The 17,678-nt window shown below is 72.8% G+C and carries 16 protein-coding genes and 1 pseudogene; 6 read left to right on the top strand and 11 right to left on the bottom strand.

Annotated features, from left to right (window positions below):
- Positions 1-5: 5 nt before the first annotated feature.
- Positions 6-1,607, top strand: coding sequence for a Na+/H+ antiporter (locus AB0G59_RS01730; RefSeq protein ID WP_360906884.1), 1,602 nt, complete (start codon positions 6-8; stop codon positions 1,605-1,607).
- A 7-nt stretch (positions 1,608-1,614) separates the two neighbouring features.
- On the opposite strand, the gene AB0G59_RS01735 is transcribed toward AB0G59_RS01730, so the two are convergent.
- Positions 1,615-2,538: a pyridoxal-phosphate dependent enzyme gene (locus AB0G59_RS01735; protein WP_360906886.1), complete on the bottom strand. Its 924-nt coding sequence runs from the start codon at positions 2,536-2,538 to the stop codon at positions 1,615-1,617.
- Positions 2,539-2,609: 71 nt separating this feature from the next.
- Here AB0G59_RS01735 and AB0G59_RS01740 point away from each other — a divergent pair, with 71 nt between their 5' ends.
- Complete coding sequence (locus tag AB0G59_RS01740) at positions 2,610-3,521, top strand: glutaminase (RefSeq protein ID WP_071962373.1); 912 nt, start codon at positions 2,610-2,612, stop codon at positions 3,519-3,521.
- A 15-nt stretch (positions 3,522-3,536) separates the two neighbouring features.
- Here the strand turns inward: AB0G59_RS01740 and AB0G59_RS01745 are convergent, their stop codons facing one another.
- The 3 genes from AB0G59_RS01745 to tatA all read right to left on the bottom strand — a co-directional run bounded on the left by AB0G59_RS01745 (position 3,537) and on the right by tatA (position 6,320).
- Positions 3,537-4,475, bottom strand: coding sequence for a beta-ketoacyl-ACP synthase III (locus AB0G59_RS01745; RefSeq protein ID WP_360906888.1), 939 nt, complete (start codon positions 4,473-4,475; stop codon positions 3,537-3,539).
- A 184-nt stretch (positions 4,476-4,659) separates the two neighbouring features.
- On the bottom strand, positions 4,660-6,015 hold the full coding sequence (locus tag AB0G59_RS01750; RefSeq protein ID WP_360906890.1) for an alkaline phosphatase: 1,356 nt from the start codon (positions 6,013-6,015) through the stop codon (positions 4,660-4,662).
- Between the two features lie 98 nt (positions 6,016-6,113).
- Positions 6,114-6,320 carry a Sec-independent protein translocase subunit TatA gene (gene tatA, locus AB0G59_RS01755; RefSeq protein WP_360906892.1) on the bottom strand — a complete coding sequence of 69 codons (207 nt, stop codon included), beginning with the start codon at positions 6,318-6,320 and terminating at the stop codon, positions 6,114-6,116.
- A gap of 158 nt (positions 6,321-6,478) precedes the next feature.
- Here tatA and AB0G59_RS01760 point away from each other — a divergent pair, with 158 nt between their 5' ends.
- Positions 6,479-7,969 carry an LCP family protein gene (locus AB0G59_RS01760; protein WP_360906894.1) on the top strand — a complete coding sequence of 497 codons (1,491 nt, stop codon included), beginning with the start codon at positions 6,479-6,481 and terminating at the stop codon, positions 7,967-7,969.
- A gap of 169 nt (positions 7,970-8,138) precedes the next feature.
- Positions 8,139-9,536 carry a hypothetical protein gene (locus tag AB0G59_RS01765; RefSeq protein WP_360906896.1) on the top strand — a complete coding sequence of 466 codons (1,398 nt, stop codon included), beginning with the start codon at positions 8,139-8,141 and terminating at the stop codon, positions 9,534-9,536.
- Positions 9,537-9,722: 186 nt separating this feature from the next.
- Here AB0G59_RS01765 and mgtA read toward each other — a convergent pair whose 3' ends face one another.
- The gene (gene mgtA, locus AB0G59_RS01770; protein ID WP_360906898.1) at positions 9,723-12,293 is read right to left on the bottom strand and encodes a magnesium-translocating P-type ATPase; all 2,571 of its coding nucleotides are present in this window, start codon (positions 12,291-12,293) and stop codon (positions 9,723-9,725) included.
- Complete coding sequence (locus AB0G59_RS01775) at positions 12,277-12,681, bottom strand: metalloregulator ArsR/SmtB family transcription factor (protein ID WP_360906900.1); 405 nt, start codon at positions 12,679-12,681, stop codon at positions 12,277-12,279. The genes mgtA and AB0G59_RS01775 overlap by 17 nt, the downstream gene beginning before the upstream one ends.
- Before the next feature lie 142 nt (positions 12,682-12,823).
- On the opposite strand from AB0G59_RS01775, the gene AB0G59_RS01780 reads away from it, so the two are divergent.
- Complete coding sequence (locus AB0G59_RS01780) at positions 12,824-13,093, top strand: GlsB/YeaQ/YmgE family stress response membrane protein (protein ID WP_360906902.1); 270 nt, start codon at positions 12,824-12,826, stop codon at positions 13,091-13,093.
- Between the two features lie 18 nt (positions 13,094-13,111).
- Here the strand turns inward: AB0G59_RS01780 and AB0G59_RS01785 are convergent, their stop codons facing one another.
- Both AB0G59_RS01785 and sodN read right to left on the bottom strand, forming a co-directional pair.
- Positions 13,112-13,762 (bottom strand): HAD family acid phosphatase, encoded by a 651-nt coding sequence (locus AB0G59_RS01785; RefSeq protein ID WP_360906904.1) that lies wholly within the window; start codon positions 13,760-13,762, stop codon positions 13,112-13,114.
- Positions 13,763-13,957: 195 nt separating this feature from the next.
- A complete protein-coding gene (gene sodN / locus AB0G59_RS01790) occupies positions 13,958-14,353 on the bottom strand; it encodes a superoxide dismutase, Ni (protein WP_071962366.1) in 396 nt (131 codons plus the stop codon).
- 142 nt (positions 14,354-14,495) lie between these two features.
- Between sodN and sodX the strand changes: the two genes are divergently transcribed.
- Complete coding sequence (sodX, locus tag AB0G59_RS01795) at positions 14,496-14,972, top strand: nickel-type superoxide dismutase maturation protease (protein WP_360906906.1); 477 nt, start codon at positions 14,496-14,498, stop codon at positions 14,970-14,972.
- Between the two features lie 44 nt (positions 14,973-15,016).
- Here sodX and AB0G59_RS01800 read toward each other — a convergent pair.
- The 3 genes and pseudogenes from AB0G59_RS01800 to AB0G59_RS01810 all read right to left on the bottom strand — a co-directional run.
- Positions 15,017-15,505, bottom strand: a pseudogene (locus AB0G59_RS01800) (ABATE domain-containing protein); the annotation flags it as partial.
- Between the two features lie 187 nt (positions 15,506-15,692).
- Positions 15,693-16,454, bottom strand: coding sequence for an amino acid ABC transporter ATP-binding protein (locus AB0G59_RS01805; RefSeq protein ID WP_360906908.1), 762 nt, complete (start codon positions 16,452-16,454; stop codon positions 15,693-15,695).
- Complete coding sequence (locus tag AB0G59_RS01810) at positions 16,451-17,335, bottom strand: amino acid ABC transporter permease (RefSeq protein ID WP_360907550.1); 885 nt, start codon at positions 17,333-17,335, stop codon at positions 16,451-16,453. Before AB0G59_RS01810 ends, AB0G59_RS01805 begins: the two co-directional genes overlap by 4 nt.
- Positions 17,336-17,678 lie beyond the last annotated feature (343 nt).

Below are 17,678 nucleotides of genomic sequence, written 5' to 3' on the forward strand. Positions count from 1 at the left end.
GACCCATGGACGTCATGCCACTGCTGATCCTGGTCGCGGGCGGCGCGGCCATCGCGGGCGCCGCCCGCCGCACGCCCGTGCCGGCGCCGCTGCTGCTGGTGGCCGCCGGGCTGCTCGCCGCGTACCTGCCGGGCGTGCCGGACTACGCCCTCGACCCGCACGTCGTCCTGCCGCTGCTGCTGCCGCCCCTGCTGCACACCGCCGCGCTCGACAGCTCCTACCTCGACCTCCGCGCCAACATGCGGCCGGTGGCGCTGCTCTCCGTCGGCTACGTCCTCTTCGCGACCCTCGCCGTCGGATACGTCGCCTCCCGCCTGGTGCCCGGGCTCCCGCCCGCCGCGGCGCTGGTGCTCGGGGCGGTCGTCGCACCGCCCGACGCGGTCGCCGCCACCGCCATCGCCCGCCGCCTCGGGCTGCCCTCGCGGATCACCACCATCCTCCAGGGCGAGTCCCTGGTGAACGACGCGACCGCCATCACCGCCTACCGGGTCGCCCTCGCCGCGGCCGTCGGCGCGGGCGCGACCTGGGCGGAGGGCATCGCCGCGTTCGCCCTCGCGGCGCTCGGCGGCATCGGGGTCGGCCTGATCCTCATGGTGCCGATCCACTGGCTGCGCAAGCACCTGCGCGAGCCGCTGCTGCAGAACACCCTCTCCCTCCTCATCCCCTTCGTCGCCTACGCCGCCGCCGAACAGGTCCACGCCTCCGGGGTGCTCGCCGTCGTGGTCGTCGCCCTCTACCTGGGCCACCGCGCCTGGCAGGTCGACTTCGCCACCCGCCTCCAGGAGGCGGCCGTGTGGAGGATGGTCGCCTTCATCCTGGAGTCCGCCGTCTTCGCCCTGATCGGCCTTCAGCTGCCCGTGGTGCTGCGCGACCTCGGGGACTACGGGCTCGGCGAGGCCCTGTGGTACGCCGTCGTCCTCTTCGTCGCGGTCGTCGCCGCCCGCTACGTGTGGGTCTTCCCCGCCACGTTCCTGCCGCGCGCCCTGTCCGCCCGCATCCGCGAGCGCGAGCCGGACACCACGTGGAAGGCGCCCGTCATCGTCGGCTGGGCCGGCATGCGGGGCGTCGTCTCCCTCGCCATCGCCTTCTCCATCCCCGTCACCACGGACGACGGCAGCCCCTTCCCCGCCCGCAACCTGATCCTCTTCCTCACCTTCACCACCGTCATCGGCACCCTCGTCGTCCAGGGCCTCACCCTGCCCCCGCTCATCCGCCGGCTCCGGCTGCCCGACCGCGACCCCGGCGCGATCACCCTCGCCGAGGCCCAGGCCCAGAGCGAGGCCTCCGAGGCCGCCGAGGCCCGCCTCGAAGAACTGCTGGCGGACGAGCGCAACGCCCTGCCCCCGCCGCTCGCCGACCGCCTGCGCGCCGTGCTCGAACGGCGCCGCAACGCGGTGTGGGAACGGCTGGGCGCGGTCGACGAAAGGACGGGCGAATCGGTGGACGACACCTACCGCCGCCTGGCCCGGGAGGTGATCGGCACCGAACGCGAGGTCTTCGTGGCGCTGCGGGACGCCCGCCGCATCGACGACGAACTGCTGCGCACGCTGCTGCGCCGGCTGGACCTGGAGGAGGCCGCGGCGTACCGGGAGGAGGAGGCGGGCTAGCCGGGAGCTAGTGGGTGAGGGGGTCGGCCGCGCCCGTGATCACGGCCGCCACCGTCGTGCCCGGCGCGAAGGCCCCCTCCTGCGCCAGCGTCGTCAGGCCGTACAGCATCTTCGCCACGTACAGCCGCTCCAGCCGCAGCCCATGCCGGGTCTCGAAGTCCGCCGCGAACTCCTCCAGCTCCTGGGAGCTCCTGGCGTAGCCGCCGCAGTGGAAGCGCTCGTCCAGCGACCAGTCGCCGCGCCGGCCGCCGAACGCCTCGTGCTGCAGCCGCTCGATCTCACCGCCCAGGAAGCCGCCCCTGAGTACGGGGAAGCCGATCGCCCGCTGCCCCGCGGCCAGCCCCGCCGCCAGCCCGGCCAGCGTGCCGCCCGTACCGCAGGCCACACCGACCACGTCCGCCACGCCGCGCAGCTCCTGCCCCAGGGTGGCGCAGCCGCGCGCCGCGGCCGCGTTGCTGCCGCCCTCGGGGATGACGAAGCAGTCCTCCTCCATGAGCGAGGCCAGCACCTCCGGCTCCGCCTTGCGGCGGTAGGTGGCCCGGTCGACGAAGCGCAGCCGCATGCCGTCCGCCGCGCACTGCCGCAGGGAGGGGTTGAGCGGGCGGTCGGCCAGTTCGTCGCCGCGCACGACGCCCACGGTGGCGAAGCCCAGCAGCCGGCCGGCCGCCGCCGTGGCCCGCAGGTGGTTGGAGTACGCGCCGCCGAACGTGAGCAGTGTGCGCCGGCCGGACGCGGCGGCCTCGTCGAGGTTCAGCGCCAGCTTGCGCCACTTGTTGCCCGGCAGATCCGGATGTATCAGATCGTCCCGTTTGAGCAGCAGGCGCAGGCCGCGCCGCGCGAACCGCTCGTCCCGCAGCTCCTCCAGCGGGGAGGGCAGCCGGGGCCGCAGCGTGTCGAGGCCGGCCGCACCGGGGGGATTGTCGCTGGTCACACCGTCCATTTTGTACTCTTGCCCGGCCGGCAACGAAGCCGGCGACGCAGCGAGGAAAGCGCAGAGCAGCAGTGGACTACCAGGCCGTACTCGAAGAGGTCGCCGCCTTCGCCCGTCCGCTGATCGGCCGCGGCCAGGTGGCCGACTACATCCCGGCCCTGGCCGAGGTGGACACCACCCGCTTCGGGATGGCCGTCGCCGACATCGACGGCGGCGTGTACGGCGTGGGGGACTGGGAGCAGCCGTTCTCGGTGCAGTCCATCTCCAAGGCGTTCAGCCTCGCGCTCGTCCTGGCCGAGGGCGGCGACCGCATCTGGGACCGGGTGGGGACCGAGCCGTCCGGCAACCCCTTCAACTCGCTCGTCCAGCTGGAGTACGAGCACGGCATTCCGCGCAATCCGTTCATCAACGCGGGCGCGCTGGTGGTGACCGACCGGCTGCAGACGCTGACCGGCGACGCCAGCACCACGATGCTGGAGTTCCTGCGGGCCGAGAGCGGCAACCCGGAGGTCTCCTTCGACGCGTCCGTCGCCAAGTCCGAGTCCGAGCACGGCGACCGCAACGCCGCGCTCGCCCACTTCATGGCCAGCTACGGCAACCTCGACAACCCCGTGCCGACCGTGCTCGAGCATTACTTCTGGCAGTGCTCGATCGAGATGAGCTGCCGCGACCTCGCCCTGGCGAGCGGTTTCCTGGCCCGCCACGGCCTGCGCACCGACGGCACGCGGCTGCTGCCGCGCCGCGAGGCCAAGCAGATCAACGCGGTCATGCTGACGTGCGGCACGTACGACGCGGCCGGGGACTTCGCCTACCGGGTGGGGCTGCCGGGCAAGAGCGGCGTGGGCGGCGGCATCGTCGCGGTGATACCGGGACGATGCACGCTGTGCGTCTGGAGCCCGGGCCTGGACTCGCGCGGCAACTCCGTGGCGGGCGTGGCGGCGCTGGACCACTTCACGACACTGACGGGGTGGTCGGTCTTCTGAGCCCCGCCGTGTCCGCTACGGGCAGTGGATGACCTGGCCCGCGTACGACAGGTTGCCGCCGAAGCCGAAGAGCAGGATCGGCGCGCCCGGCTCGACCTTGCCGGAGGCGACCAGCTTCGACAGGGCGAGCGGGATGCTGGCGGCCGAGGTGTTGCCCGACTCCGTCACGTCACTGGCGACGATCGCGTTCGTCGCGCCCAGCTTCCGTGCCACCGGCTCGATGATGCGGAGGTTCGCCTGGTGCAGGACGACCGCCGCCAGGTCCTCCGGCCGCACCCCGGCGCGCTCGCAGACGGTGCGGGCGATCGGCGGGAGTTGGGTCGTGGCCCAGCGGTAGACGGACTGGCCCTCCTGGGCGAAGCGCGAGGGGGTGCCCTCGATCCGCACGGCGTGTCCCATCCCGGGCACCGAGCCCCAGACGACCGGGCCGATCTCCGGCTCCGCCGACGCCGTGATCACGGCCGCGCCCGCGCCGTCGCCGACCAGGACACAGGTGGTGCGGTCGGTCCAGTCGGCGACGTCGGTGAACTTCTCCACGCCGACGACCAGGGCGTTCCTGGCCGACCCGGCGCGGATGGCGTGGTCGGCGGAAGCGAGGGCGTGGGTGAAGCCGGCGCAGACGACGTTGACGTCCATGACGGCCGGGGAGGGCAGGCCCAGCGCGGCGGCGACGCGCGCGGCCGTGTTGGGGCTGCGGTCGACGGCCGTGCAGGTGGCCACGAGGACGAGGTCGATGTCGGCGGGGGCGAGCCCGCTGTTCGCCAGGGCCTTGGCGGCCGCCTCGGTGGCCATGGAGGCGACGGTCTCGTCGGGCTCGGCGATCCGGCGGGTGCGGATGCCCACGCGGGAGCGGATCCACTCGTCGCTGGTGTCGACCATGGTGGCGAGCTCGTCGTTGGTGAGCACCCTGGCGGGCTGGTAGTGGCCGAGGGCCAGAACGCGAGACCCGGACATCGGCGGTCCTCCTGCGGGCGAGTGACGGGGACCTCTCAGTCTTGACGCTGCGCGCCCGTGAGCCGGGTGTGTGATCCACCAATGTTCCGGCGGGATAACTGGCGCAATCGGCAGGGGCCCGGCCGCCGCAAGCGACCGGGCCCCTGCCCGTGGGATGTCCGTGGGGTGCCCGCGGCCCCGTGGATCAGCGCAGCGACAGCGCCGTGCGCAGGGTGGTGAAGAGCTCGGTCTGGTCGGTGACGCCGAGGACGCGGTGGGCCTGCGGGCCCTGGGCGGCGATGCGGACCTGGGTGCCGGTGTGCTCCTGGGCCTTGCCCGGGGTGTTGGAGGAGTAGTTGACCTTCAGCGGCCGGCCCTCGTCGGTGACCAGCGTGGAGGACAGGCCGGGCGGGTTGGCCTCCAGCGGCACGATCTGGCTGGTGTGGCCGTGGTCCGCGGTGGTGACGACGAGGGTGTCGGGGTGCTTGGCGGCGTAGTCCCGGGCGACCTTCACGGCGCGGTCGAACGCGGCGGTCTCGCCGATCTGGCCGCACGGGTCGGCGGCGTGGTCGCGCTTGTCGATCGAGGCCCCCTCCACCTGCAGGAAGAAACCATTCTTCTTGGCCTTGGGGGTGTCCAGGAGCGCCAGCGCCTTGCGGGTCTGCTCCTCCAGGGCGGGGGTGCCGGCCTTGCGCTCGGGGTTGCTCGTCACACAGCGCTGGGCGGCGGTGCCGCCGACGGCCGCGGCCTTGCCGGTCCACTCGACGGGCACGTTGCCGGGGGCGAAGAGGCCGAGCACGGGCTTGCCGGGCTTGGCGGCCCCCAGGCCCTTGGCGTCGGTCACGACCGCGTAGCCCAGCTTCTCGGCCTGCTGGGTGACGGTCAGCCCCCGGTAGGGGCCCTCGGTGATCTTCTGGTCGAAGCGGTCCTTGCCGCCGCCCAGCAGCACGTCCACCTTGTGGTTCACGCTCTGCTCGGCGATCGAGCCCGGGCCGCCCTTGGCGACGGTGTCGTTCGGGCAGGCCTTCATGTCGGCCGGGCCCTGGCAGCTGCGGTCGGTGGCGTGCGAGGCGAGGGCGGCCGGCGTGGCGTCGGTGAGCTCGGCGGTGGTGACGCTGCCCGTGGCCAGGCCCTTCTTCTGGGCGAGCTCCAGGATCGTGGTCACCGCCTTGTCGGTGCCGGGGGTCTTGGAGAGCCGGCCGTTGACGGTCTTGTGCCCGGTCGCCCAGCCGGTGGCGCTGGCGGCGGAGTCGGTGACGTAGTCCGGCTTGCCGTCCTTGTCGACGGCGTACGTGGTGTACGAGCCCGTCATCGGGAACTTGTCCATGTTGAGCCGGCCGGCCGCGCCCACGGTGTAGTCGCGGGCCAGGGTTATCTCCGAGTCGCCCATGCCGTCGCCGATGAGCAGGATGACGTTCTTGGCCTTCTTGGGGCCGTGGCCCGCGACGTCCGGCCGGCCGCCGTCCTCGGACGCGGCGGCCGCCGCGGGCACTGCGACGCCGGCGGCGAGCAGCGCGGCCGCGCCCCAGGCGAGACGGCGGCGGTACGGACGAGAAGCCATGGTCGATTCCTCCTAGCTGGGCCGGGGCGGAAGTGCCCGGCCGGAGGAAGCTCACCAGGGGTGGGTGTACCGCAGGGGACGTCCAGGTGACGTGGAGGTCACCGGGCGCTGTCGACGGGGCTGTTGGGCGCCGGCGCCGGTGCGCCCGGCCCGTCGTCCTTCATGGCCCTCGCCTCGCTCCTGAGGATGCGCATCGACTTGCCCAGGGCGCGGGCGGTGTCGGGCAGCTTCCTCGACCCGAACAGGACGACCACGACGAGGACGACCACGAGGATGTGCCAGGGTTCCAGGGCATTGCGCAGCACGGCCGCCCCACCACCTCTCATCTGACGCGTGAACTTGATGCCGTAACGACTGCCCTCACCATACTTGCTAGATTGCGCAACTGGACAACCAAAGTGCGTGGCAGCCCGTCTAACCCGGCGACACGGCACGGACCGGGGGAGCGGATGAGGGCGCGGATATGACAGGCAGGCGAGGCAAGCCCGGCACGTTCACGCGGCGCCGGATACGGATCGCCGGCGTCGTGGCGGTGTCGTTCCTGCTGCTGCTGACCGCCGGCGCGGGGTGGCTGTACCTGAAGCTCAACGGCAACATCGACACCTTCGACGCCGGCGGCCTGTCCAAGAACCGCCCCGGCGCGAGCGCCGCCGGGCAGAACGTCCTGGTCATCGGCTCCGATTCACGCGCCGGCGAGAACAGCGGCCTCGGCGGCGGGGAGGGCGACGTCGGCCGCTCGGACACCGCCTTCCTGCTGCACGTCTACGGCGACCGCGAGCATGCCGTCGCCGTGTCGATCCCCAGGGACACGCTGGTGGACATCCCGCCGTGCAGGCTGCCCGACGGCAGTTGGACCGCCGAGCGGCAGCACGTGATGTTCAACTCGGCTTTCTCGGTGGGCGAATCACCCAAGGGGAACCCGGCCTGCACGCAGAACACCGTCGAGAGACTCACCGGTCTGCGCGTGGACCACACGGTCGTCGTGGACTTCGCGGGCTTCTCCGCGATGACCTCCGCCGTCGGCGGCGTCGACGTGTGCGTACCGAAGGACGTCTACCGGGGCGACCTCAACCCCAACCTGGGCGCGCGCGGTGAACTCCTCTTCCCCAAGGGGCGGCAGAGCATCTCGGGCCAGAAGGCGCTGGACTACGTCCGCGTGCGGCACGGGATCGGCGACGGCTCGGACATCGGGCGCATCCAGCGGCAGCAGGCGTTCCTCTCCGCCATGATCAAGAAGGTGCGGTCGCAGGGCTTCGACCCCACCACGCTGCTGCCGCTCGCGGACGCGGCCACGAAGTCGATGACGGTGGACCCGGGGCTCGGGTCGGCGAGCAAGATGCTCTCGTTCGCGATGTCGCTCAAGGACATCGACCTGCACGACATGAAGTTCGTGACCCTGCCCTGGCGTTACGACGGCAACCGCGTCGCGATCGTCCAGCCCGACGCCGACGCGCTGTGGGCCTCGCTCAGGGCCGACCGCACCGTCGACGGCAAGGACGCGGGCAAGGGCGGCACCGGCGGCCGGCCGGCCGCGCCCTCCCCCTCCCCGGAGCCCGTCTCCGGCGACGGGGTGAAGGTCTCCGTCCGCAACGGCACCGACGTCACCGGGCTCGCCGCCCGGGCCGCCGCCTCGCTCGAGGAGCGCGGTTACGAGGTCACCGACACCACGACGGCCCGTACGGGCGGCACGGCGAGCACCGTGATCGAGTTCGGCCCGGGCCAGGCGGGGCACGCACGGACGCTGGCCCGCCTCTTCCCCGGCGCGTACGTACGGGGCGCCGCCGCCGACGGGATCTCCGTCACCCTCGGCCGTGACTACGCCGCGGCGCCCTCGGCCCCGCCCTCGCCCGCGCCGTCCGCGTCGGCGCAACCGCCCGGAACGCTGTCCTCGGACGTGGTGAGGGGCGCCCGGTCGGCGGACGACGATCCCTGCGCCAATCTCTCGTACGGCTGAGGCGTGACATCAGCTGGTTTGCCGGTCGACCGGCAAGGAAAGGGGGCGAGTCCGGGGAGGGAACCCATATGCCTGTTTGGTCCGTTTCCGTGGTAGGTGCACAGTGAACAGTGAGTGCGCAGTGAGAGCAATGAGCAGGCCCTTCCCCAGGAGCCCAAGGAGCGACACCATGTCCGCCATCGCCGTTCGCCGGGGGCTGCCCCGGCCCGTGCCGGCCCTGATCCTCGCGCTCCTGGCCTGGTCGGGCGCGGTGTTCCTCGCCCCCACCGCCGCACACGCCGACACCGACGCGCGCGCCGACGCCGGCGTCCGCGCAGTCGCCGGACTCGACGCCGCGGCCGAGGCGCTGCGCAAGGGCCCCGTCTACGTCGACCCCGCCGTCTCCGCGCAGCTCCCCGCGGCCGACGCCGAGGCCCTGTCGAGGAAGATCAAGGACGCGGACAAGCCGATCTTCGTGGCCGTGCTCCCCAACTCGCCCGACTTCCCCAAGGCCACGGTCCTGCGGGACCTGCGCACCAAGGTCGGCATCGCCGGCGTCTACGCCGTCCACCTCGGCGACGCCTTCAACGCGGCCGCCGACCGCTCGGTGATGTCCCGCAACGCCGTCAGCAACCTCACCGGCTCCGTCCAGCGCTCCGGCGGCGACGCGAAGACCCAGCTCAACAGCTTCGTCGAGCAGGCCGACCAGGTGGCCAAGGGCCATGCGCCCGGCTCCTGGGGCGGCGTGGAGCCGGAGGGCATCGGGGCCGCCGGGCTGATCACCGGCGGTGCGGTCGTCGTGGCGGGCGGCGCCGGCGCGTACGCCCTGTACCGGCGGAACAAGCGCCGCCGCGAGGAGCGCGAGCGCGCCGAGCTGGACACGCTGCGCGTGGTTGTGGACGAGGACATCACCGCCTTCGGCGAGGAGCTGGACCGGCTGGACTTCTCCCCGTCCGAGGCCGGCGCCACCGACGAGATGCGCGGGGACTACGAGCGCGCCCTGGACGCCTACGAGGAGGCCAAGGCCAAGATGGCCGCGGCCGCCAAGCCGCAGGAGGTCACGGGCGTCACCGCGGCGCTGGACGAGGGCCGGTTCGCCCTCGCCACCCTCGCGGCGCGCCGCTCCGGCGCCCCGCTGCCCGAGCGGCGGCCGGCCTGCTTCTTCGACCCGCGCCACGGGCCCTCGGTCCAGGACGTGGAATGGGCCCCGCCCGGCGGCACGGTCCGCACCGTGCCCGCCTGCGCGGCGGACGCCGCACGCCTGGCGGAGGGCCAGGAGCCGCTCTCCCGCCAGGTCCCGACCGCCCAGGGCCCCCAGCCGTACTGGAACGCGGGCCCCGCCTACGGGCCGTGGGCCGGCGGCTACTTCGGCGGCGGCCTGCTGCCGGGGCTGCTCGTCGGCACGCTGCTGGGCGGCATGCTCAGCGGGCCGGCGTACGGCGCGACGCCGGAGGGCGGTGGTCCGGACGGGGGCGACTACACCGGGTCCGACTACAACTCCGACGACTTCGGGGGCGGGGGATGGGGGGACGGTGGGGGTGGCGGCGACTTCGGTGGCGGCGGGGACTTCGGGGGTGGGGGGTGGTGAGTCTGCCCCTCCCCGCCCTTTCACCGTTTCTTGTCCTCAATCGCCGGACGGGCTGGCTGTGCTGTGTCCTCATTCGCCGGACGGGCTGGATTTGACGCCGGTCGGGCACAAAACGAACCCGGTTCCGGGCAACAATTCAGCCCGTCCGGCGTTTGAGGACCGGGGGTCCGGGGGCGGAGCCCCCGGTTACGGGAAGGGGCGGGTAGGGGAAGAAATCCGCCGCGCCAGCGCCAGGCAACCCGCGTACAGCGCCAGCACCGCACCCAGCATCCCGTAATACGCCGGCGGCAGAGGCGACATCGACAGCGCCGCCCCCAGCGGGGACAGCGGCAGCAGCAGGCCCGCCACCGCCAGGCCCCCCACCGCCACGCCCACCGGCCCCGGCACCCGCCCCGACCGCAGCAGCAGCATCACCATCGCCTGCGTCAGCAGATTCTCCGTGAACCACCCGGCGGAGAACGCCGCCTCCCCGGCCGCCCCCAGCAGCACCGCGAACGTCGCGAGGTCGGCCGCGGCGTTCAGCAGCCCGAACCCCGTCACGAAGCGGAGCAGGGCGCGCGGGCGCAGCACCGCCGGGCGGGAACCGGCGCCGGGGCCGGGCCGGTCGAAGGCCAGGGCCAGCTGGGCGGCGTCGAAGAAGAGGTTCTGCACCAGCACCTGCGCCGGGAACATCGGCAGGAACGGCAGCATCAGCCCGGCCACCAGCATGGCGACGACGTTGCCGAAGTTCGACGACAGCGTGATCCGCAGGTACGTGGTGATGTTGGCGGTGGCGCGCCGGCCCGTGACGATCGCCCGGTCCAGGGCGGTGAGGTCCTTCGAGGCCAGGACCACGTCCGCCGCCTCGCGCGCCACGTCCACCCCGTCGCGGGGGCAGACGCCGACGTCGGCGGCGTGCAGGGCGGCCAGGTCGTTGACGCCGTCGCCCAGGAAGCCCGTGGTGTGCCCGCCGGCGCGCAGCGCCCGCACGATGCGGGCCTTGTGGGCCGGGGTGCAGCGGGCGAAGACGGTGGTGCCGGCGGCCAGGCGGGTCAGGGCGGCGTCGTCCAGCGCGTCGATGCGGTCGGCGGTGACCGGCGTGCCGGGCGCCAGGCCGAGCTCGCGGCAGACCCGGGCGGCGGTGCCGGGGTGGTCGCCGGTGAGGACCTTGACCGTCACCCCGCGCCGGGCGAGGGCGGTCAGGGCGCGGGCGGCGGTGGGCGCGGGCGCGTCGCTCAGGCCGACGAAGCCGGTGAAGGTCAGGTCGTGCTCGTCGGCGTCGGTGTACGGGCGCTCCCGGGCGGGCCGTTCGGCGCGGGCGACGGCCAGGACGCGCAGCCCGTCGCCGGCCAGCGCGGCGGCGCGCCGGGCGAGGCGCTGGCGCTCGGCCGGGTCCAGGGCGCAGCGGTCGAGGACGTCCTCGGGGGCGCCCTTGACCACGAGGGTGTGGGTCCGCGCGAGGGCGAACCGGGCGTCCCCCGGGCGCCGTACGACGGCGGTGGACAGGCGGCGGCCGGGCCCGCAGGGGAGGGCGTCGACTCCTTCGTACTCCTCGCCCGCCGTCGCGTCCGCGTCCAGGAGCGCCTCGTCGAGGGCGTCCGGTACGGGCAGTTCCGCGAGGTGCAGCGTCCACAGGGCGTTGACGGCGGCCCAGTGCAGCACCGCGGGGTCCTCGTGGCCGTCCCCGTCGACGGCACGGGCGAGGACCGGCCGGTCCTCGGTGAGCGTGCCCGTCTTGTCCACGCACAGCACGTCCGCCGCGCCGAGGTCGTGCAGGGCGGGCAGCCGTCTGACGATCACCTCGCCGTCGCGGGCGAGCAGCGCGGCGCCGCGCGCGAGCGCGGTCGTCACGATCACCGGCAGCATCTCGGGCGTCAGCCCGACGGCCACGGCCACCGCGAACGGCAGCGTCTGCAGCCCGCGCCCGCGCAGCAGCGCGTCGGCGACCAGCACGACGGGCGCGATGAGCAGCATGAACCGGATGAGCATCCAGGCGATGCCGTTGACGGAACGTTCGAAGGGGCCGGCGCTCCGCCGCCCGCGCCGCCCGTTCCCCGGCGGCGCCACGGGAAGGGCGCCGGAGAGCACCGTGCGGCGTCCGGTGGCGACGACCACCGCGCTCGCGGTGCCGGAGGCGACGCTGCTGCCCTGGAAGCACAGGTGGCGCCGGTCGTCGCCGGGACCGTCGCCGGACGCCCGGTCAGGTGCCGACTTGGCGACCGGCGCCGACTCGCCCGTCAGCGCGGACTCGTGCACCGTCAGCCCCGTCGTGCGCAGCAGCCGCAGGTCCGCCGGGACCAGGTCGCCGGGGGCCAGCAGGACGACGTCACCCGGTACGAGCTCGGCGACCGGCAGTTCACGGGTGGCCGGTGGCGCGTCCTCGCCCGCGCGGCGGCGCACGGTGGCCGTCGCGGCGACCAGGTCGCGCAGCGTGGCGGCCGAGCGGTCGGCGCGGTGCTCGCCCGTGGCCCGCAGCGCGCAGCTGACCGCGACCAGGACGGCGATCACACAGGCCGTACCCCAGGCGGCCGTCCCCGCGGAGACGACGCCGAGGCCGAGCAGGACGGCGGTGAAGGGGTCGCGCAGGCCGCGGGCGAGGCGGCGCGGCCAGGAGACCGGCCGGTGCCCGGGGAAGACGTTTCCGCCATGACGCAGGAGGCGGGCCTCCGCTTCCGCTTCGACGAGCCCGCGGGGTCCGCTCGCCAGGGCGCGCAGCACCTCCAGCGTGGTGCCGCCGCCCTCGCCGGGGGCCGTACGGGCCTCAGGCGCCCAGGCCACGGAGGCGTCCGGCGCCCGCGCCGGCGCCCGCGCCCGCGCTCGACCTGCGGTCGGCGAGCTGGCCGACCATGAGCCGGACGATCGTCACCACGTCGGGGTCGTCCACCAGATACACCACCCGGCGCCCCTCGCGCCGGGAGCGCACCAGCCCCGCGAGCTTCAGCTTCGCCAGGTGCTGGCTGATCGCGGGCAGCGCTCCGCCGACCCGCTCGGCCAGCCCGCTCACATCGCTCTCGCCCTGGGCCAGCGCCCAGACCAGGTGCAGCCGGGCGGAGGAGGCGAGCAGGCCGAAGGCGGCGGCCGCCTCGGCCAGTACCTCGGCCGACGGGTCGCTCGGGTCGTCGAAGGACCCTTCGAAACTTCCGAAGCTCCCGACGCCTGCCGTCACTGTCGCTCTCCCGTCCCCGTCGGGCGCCCCTGCGCCCGGGAAGGACCCAGTCTAGGCACCGCCGACCGGCCCGGCCGTGTGACATGCACCCACCGTGCGTTGGGCAGCTCTATCGACAGGAATCGGTCACAAGGGGGAGGGCATGGAAATCTCAGGAGTTATCAGTGCGATCGTGATCGGAGCGATCATCGGTCTCCTGGGCCGGCTGGTCGTTCCGGGGCGCCAGAACATCGGGGTGCTGGCGACGGTCCTGGTCGGTCTCCTGGCGGCGTTCGTGGGCGCGTGGCTCGCCCATCCGCTGGGCCTGTACGACCGCAAGGGCCTGTTCTGGGTGGTGTGGATCATCCAGATCGGGCTGGCGGCCCTGGGCATCGTCGCGCTCGAGCGCTTCCGGTCACGACGACAGAACTGAGAGGAGCCATCGCCGCGGTCAGGACAGCTTGCCGTCGTAGTCCGGCAGCTTGAAGGTCCTCTCCGCGTGCCCGCCGGTCAGGTCCGTGGTGTTGTTCCCGATGTTGGCGATGATCGTGTAGCCCTGTGCCTCGATCTCCGCCCGCTTGGCGGTCTTGTACGTGCCCACGTCCTGGAAGAGGTCGGGGAGGTGGCGCACGTACAGGCCGCTGACGGGGTAGCCGACCCGGCGCAGGTTCCACTGGGTGACCGAGTCGAGGATTCCGGGGCGGGCGGTGACGAAGAAGACCGCCGCGCCGCGCGCGTGGGCGTACCGGGTCAGGTCGAGGACCGGCTTGATCGCGGGGGTGGGTATCGACGCCCAGTGGAAGTCCGTCTCCAGCGAGCTGTTGTCGATGTCGAGGACGATGGCCTGCTTGCGGCCCTGTGCGGTGGCGGTGCGCTCGGTGACGTAGGGCGTCGCCTCGTCGATGGCCGCCTTCACGTCCCGCTGCCAGGTGGCGTAGTCGACGCCCTTGAGACCGGCCGGGCCGCCGGTCGCGGCGGCCGTGGCGGCCGCGCCCGGCTCGCGGGGGACGGCCGCCTCGGCGGAGACGGTGGTCGCACAGACGGTGGCGAGTGCGGCGACGGCCACGCCGGCCGCGCGGCGCGCAGTGATCGTTTCGGTCATGCATGGCATGCTCACGACCGGCGGTGGCCGGACGGGAAAGCGCTGCTTACGGGCGGGTGACCGCACGTGGGACCTTTCCCGCCGCGCGGCGGGGCCTCAGGGGGACCATCGACCCCGCCTGAGGCACCGACACGCGCGAGGGCGCCCACCGAACAGGTCGGTGGGCGCCCTCGGCAGGAGCCGGACGAAGGCCGGTCAGGCCTTCTTCGTCTCCCAGAAGATGCGGTCGATCTCGGCGATGAGCTCCAGCGCCTTCTCACCCGTCTTCGGGTCCGTCGAGGCCTTCGCGGTGCTCAGGGCCTTGAGGGTGTCGTTGACCAGCTGGTGCAGCTGGGGGTACTTCTCGAAGTGCGGAGGCTTGAAGTAGTCGCTCCACAGCACCGAGACGTGGTGCTTGGCCAGCTCCGCGCGCTGCTCCTTGATGACAGTGGCGCGGGCGCGGAAGTGGGGGTCCTCGTTTGCCAGGTACTTCTCCTGGACGGCCTTGACCGACTCGGCTTCGATGCGGGCCTGGGCCGGGTCGTACACACCGCAGGGCAGGTCGCAGTGGGCGCTGACCTTCACCTTGGGGGCGAACAGGCGGGAAAGCATGAGCTGTCCTTCCTCGTGATCGTCTTCTCAGGTGCGAGATTACTCGGTGCGGGAAGGCTTTTCTCGAGTGCCCCGGGGGGCCCAGGGCAAAAGTCCAGTGTCAGTCTGGGACTGGTGGAGGAACGGACGCGGAGGTGCCGTGGTGCAGGAGCAAGTGGACGAACGCGGGCAAGAGGTGGACCGCGAGCGCCGCGGACTGCTGCGGATCGGGCTGGCCGAGGTCTACAACCCCTCGATGGTCCCGACGCTGAACCCCGGGGACCAGCTCGTCGTGCGGTACGGGGCGGTGGTGCGCCCCGGTGACGTGGTGGTCCTGCGGCACCCGTTCCGCCAGGACCTGCTGATCGTCAAGCGCGCGGTCGAGCGGCGCGACGGCGGCTGGTGGGTGACGGGCGACAATCCGCTCGTGGAGAACGACAGCCGGGAGTTCGGGACGGTGCCGGAGGAGTTCGTGGTGGCCCGGGCCTGGGTGCGGCTGCGCCGGCCCCCGCGGGCGGGTCAGCGGTCGGCGGGGGCGCTGCTGTCGTGGGCGGCCTCGGCCGTACGGTCCGTACGCTCCGCCCCGTCGTCGGCCGGGTCTCCCGGGCGCTCGCTCTCCAGGCGCTTGCGGGCGCGGTAGGCCGCGACGTTGGCGCGGGTGGCGCAGCGGTCGGAGCAGTAGCGCCGCGAGCGGTTGGTCGAGGTGTCCAGGTAGGCGTTGCGGCAGGGCGTGGCCTGGCAGATGCCCAGGCGGTCGACGCCGTACTCGGTGAGGTGGACGGCCAGACCCATGCTCGCGGTGGCGGTGTAGGTGGCTCCGGCGTTGGCGGCGTGGTCGGCGATGTGCATGTGCCACTTGGGGCGGCCGTCCTCGTCGCGGTACTCGTGCCCGGAGATCTGCGGGCTGACCGGGAACTCCATCAGCAGCGCGTTGAGCAGGTCCACCGCCCGTACCTCGTCGCCCTCGGCCGCCGCCTCGAAGACCGCGCGCAGCCGGCCCCGCACCGACCGCAGCCGGGTCAGGTCGCCGTCGGTCAGCCGGCGGGCGGACTGGGCCGCCGGGCCGAAGAGCTCGCGCGCCGCCTCCAGCGAGGTGAGCGTGTCGACGCCCCGGGCCGGCTGCTCGGTGTTGACCAGCCGCACGGCGAAGTCCGAGTAAGAGGCCAGTTCCACTGTCGGTCCTTATGCAGAGGCTGTGGTCGCGGAGAGCGGTCGGGCGCGGCCGTTCCGTAATGCCCGTTCCTCCTTCGAGGGTATTACAAACCGGGGGTGGTTTGCTGCAAACGGAAACGGCGCGGGGGTACGGCCGGTGAGGCCGTACCCCCGCGCCGCGGGGCTTTCCGTGGAGCGCCGGTGCCGGTCAGAGCACCTTCGACAGGAAGGACTTCGTGCGCTCGTGCTGGGGGTTCGTCAGCACGTCGCGCGGGTTGCCCGACTCGACGACGACGCCCTGGTCCATGAAGACCACGGAGTCGCCGACCTCGCGGGCGAAGCCCATCTCGTGGGTGACCACGATCATCGTCATGCCGTCCTCGGCGAGGCCGCGCATGACGTCCAGGACGTCGCCCACCAGCTCGGGGTCGAGCGCCGAGGTCGGCTCGTCGAAGAGCATCAGCTTCGGCTCCATCGCCAGCGCCCGCGCGATGGCCACGCGCTGCTGCTGGCCGCCGGAGAGCTGGGTGGGGTAGTTGCCGGCCTTGTCGGCGAGGCCGACGCGGTCGAGCAGCTTCAGGGCCCGCTCCCGGGCCACCGCCTTCGTCTCGCCCTTCACCTGCATCGGCGCCTCCATGACGTTGGCCAGCGCCGTCATGTGCGGGAAGAGGTTGAAGCGCTGGAACACCATGCCGATGTCCCGGCGGTTGCGGGCCACCTCGCTGTCCTTGAGCTCGTACAGCTTGTTGCCCTGCTGGCGGTAGCCGACCAGCTGGCCGTCGACGTACAGCTTGCCCGCGTTGATCTGCTCGAGGTGGTTGATGCACCGCAGGAACGTGGACTTGCCGGAGCCGGAGGGGCCGATGAGGCAGAACACCTCACGGGGGGCGACCTCGAGGTCGATGCCCTTGAGGACCTGGACCGCGCCGTAGGACTTGTGGACGCCCTCGGCCTTCACCATCGCGGTCATGCGCTGACACCTCCGGGGGAACGGTGGCTGAAGGTGGACAGGTTCTTCTTGACCTTCTGCCACGGGGTGAGCGGCAGGCTGCGCAGCGAGCCACGGGCGTAGTGCCGCTCGAGGTAGAACTGGCCGACGCTGAAGACGCTGGTCAGGATCAGGTACCAGGTGGCGGCCAGGAACAGCATCTCCACTGTCGCACCGGTGGTCTGCCCGATGTCGGACGTGGAGCGCAGCAGCTCGAGGTATTGCGCCGCGCTCGCCGCCAGCGACGAGGTCTTGAGCATGTTGATGAACTCGTTGCCGGTCGGCGGCACGATCACGCGCATCGCCTGCGGCAGCACGATCCGGCGCATCGTCTTGCTCTGGTTCATGCCCAGCGCGTGCGAGGCCTCGGTCTGTCCTTCGTCGACCGACTGGATGCCCGCGCGGACGATCTCCGACATGTACGCGGCCTCGTTGAGCCCCAGGCCGAGCAGCGCGGCCATGAAGGGGGTCATGAAGTCGCTCATCTCGTCCCGGTAGATCGGGCCGAGGTTGATGTACGGGAAGATCAGCGCGAGGTTGAACCACAGCAGCAGCTGGACGAAGACCGGGGTGCCCCGGAAGAACCAGATGTATCCCCAGGCGACCGATGAGGTCACCGGGTTCTTCGACAGCCTCATCACGGCCAGCACGACGCCGAGGACCAGGCCCAGGACCATGGCGAGGACCGAGATGAGGACGGTCTTGCCGAGGCCGGAGAGGACCGTGGAGTCGAAGAGGTAGTCCGGGATGGCGCTGTAGTTGACGTTCGCCGTGGCGAAGGCGTTCACCAGCAGGCCCAGCAGGGCCAGGACGATGACGGCGGAGGCCCACCGTCCGTAGTGCCGGACCGGGATCGCCTTGATCGCCTCGGGCGCGACGGAGGTCTTGGCCGGGGCGGGCTTGTCCGCCGGCTCCGCCTTGTCGGCCGCCTTCTCGGTGGAGACCTTCTTGGCGGAGGCCTTCTTGGCGGAGGCCTTCTCGGTCGAGACCTTCTCGGCGGCGGCCTTGTCGGCGGGCTCGGCCTCGGGCTCAGCCTCAGCCTTGGCTTCGGCCTTGGCCTCGGGCTCGGCCTTGGCCTCAGCCTCCGGCTTGGCCTCGGCGGCCTTCTTCGCAGACTCGGGCTCGGGCTCGGAGTCGGACTCCGGCTCCGGCTCGGAGGCGGCCTTGTCGGCGGACTCCGGCTCGGACCCGGCCTTCTTCGCGGGC

This window comes from Streptomyces sp. NPDC021096 (assembly GCF_040641275.1).
Lineage (GTDB): Bacteria > Actinomycetota > Actinomycetes > Streptomycetales > Streptomycetaceae > Streptomyces.

What these genes read in the sequence shown, in the direction of transcription:
- AB0G59_RS01730 (WP_360906884.1), top strand. Translation starts at nt 6, where the DNA reads ATGGACGTCATGCCACTGCTGATCCTGGTCGCGGGCGGCGCGGCCATC.
- AB0G59_RS01745 (WP_360906888.1), bottom strand. Translation starts at nt 4,475, where the DNA reads ATGTCCGGGTCTCGCGTTCTGGCCCTCGGCCACTACCAGCCCGCCAGG.
- AB0G59_RS01750 (WP_360906890.1), bottom strand. Translation starts at nt 6,015, where the DNA reads ATGGCTTCTCGTCCGTACCGCCGCCGTCTCGCCTGGGGCGCGGCCGCG.
- AB0G59_RS01760 (WP_360906894.1), top strand. Translation starts at nt 6,479, where the DNA reads ATGACAGGCAGGCGAGGCAAGCCCGGCACGTTCACGCGGCGCCGGATA.
- AB0G59_RS01765 (WP_360906896.1), top strand. Translation starts at nt 8,139, where the DNA reads ATGTCCGCCATCGCCGTTCGCCGGGGGCTGCCCCGGCCCGTGCCGGCC.
- AB0G59_RS01780 (WP_360906902.1), top strand. Translation starts at nt 12,824, where the DNA reads ATGGAAATCTCAGGAGTTATCAGTGCGATCGTGATCGGAGCGATCATC.
- AB0G59_RS01785 (WP_360906904.1), bottom strand. Translation starts at nt 13,762, where the DNA reads ATGACCGAAACGATCACTGCGCGCCGCGCGGCCGGCGTGGCCGTCGCC.
- sodN (WP_071962366.1), bottom strand. Translation starts at nt 14,353, where the DNA reads ATGCTTTCCCGCCTGTTCGCCCCCAAGGTGAAGGTCAGCGCCCACTGC.
- AB0G59_RS01805 (WP_360906908.1), bottom strand. Translation starts at nt 16,454, where the DNA reads ATGACCGCGATGGTGAAGGCCGAGGGCGTCCACAAGTCCTACGGCGCG.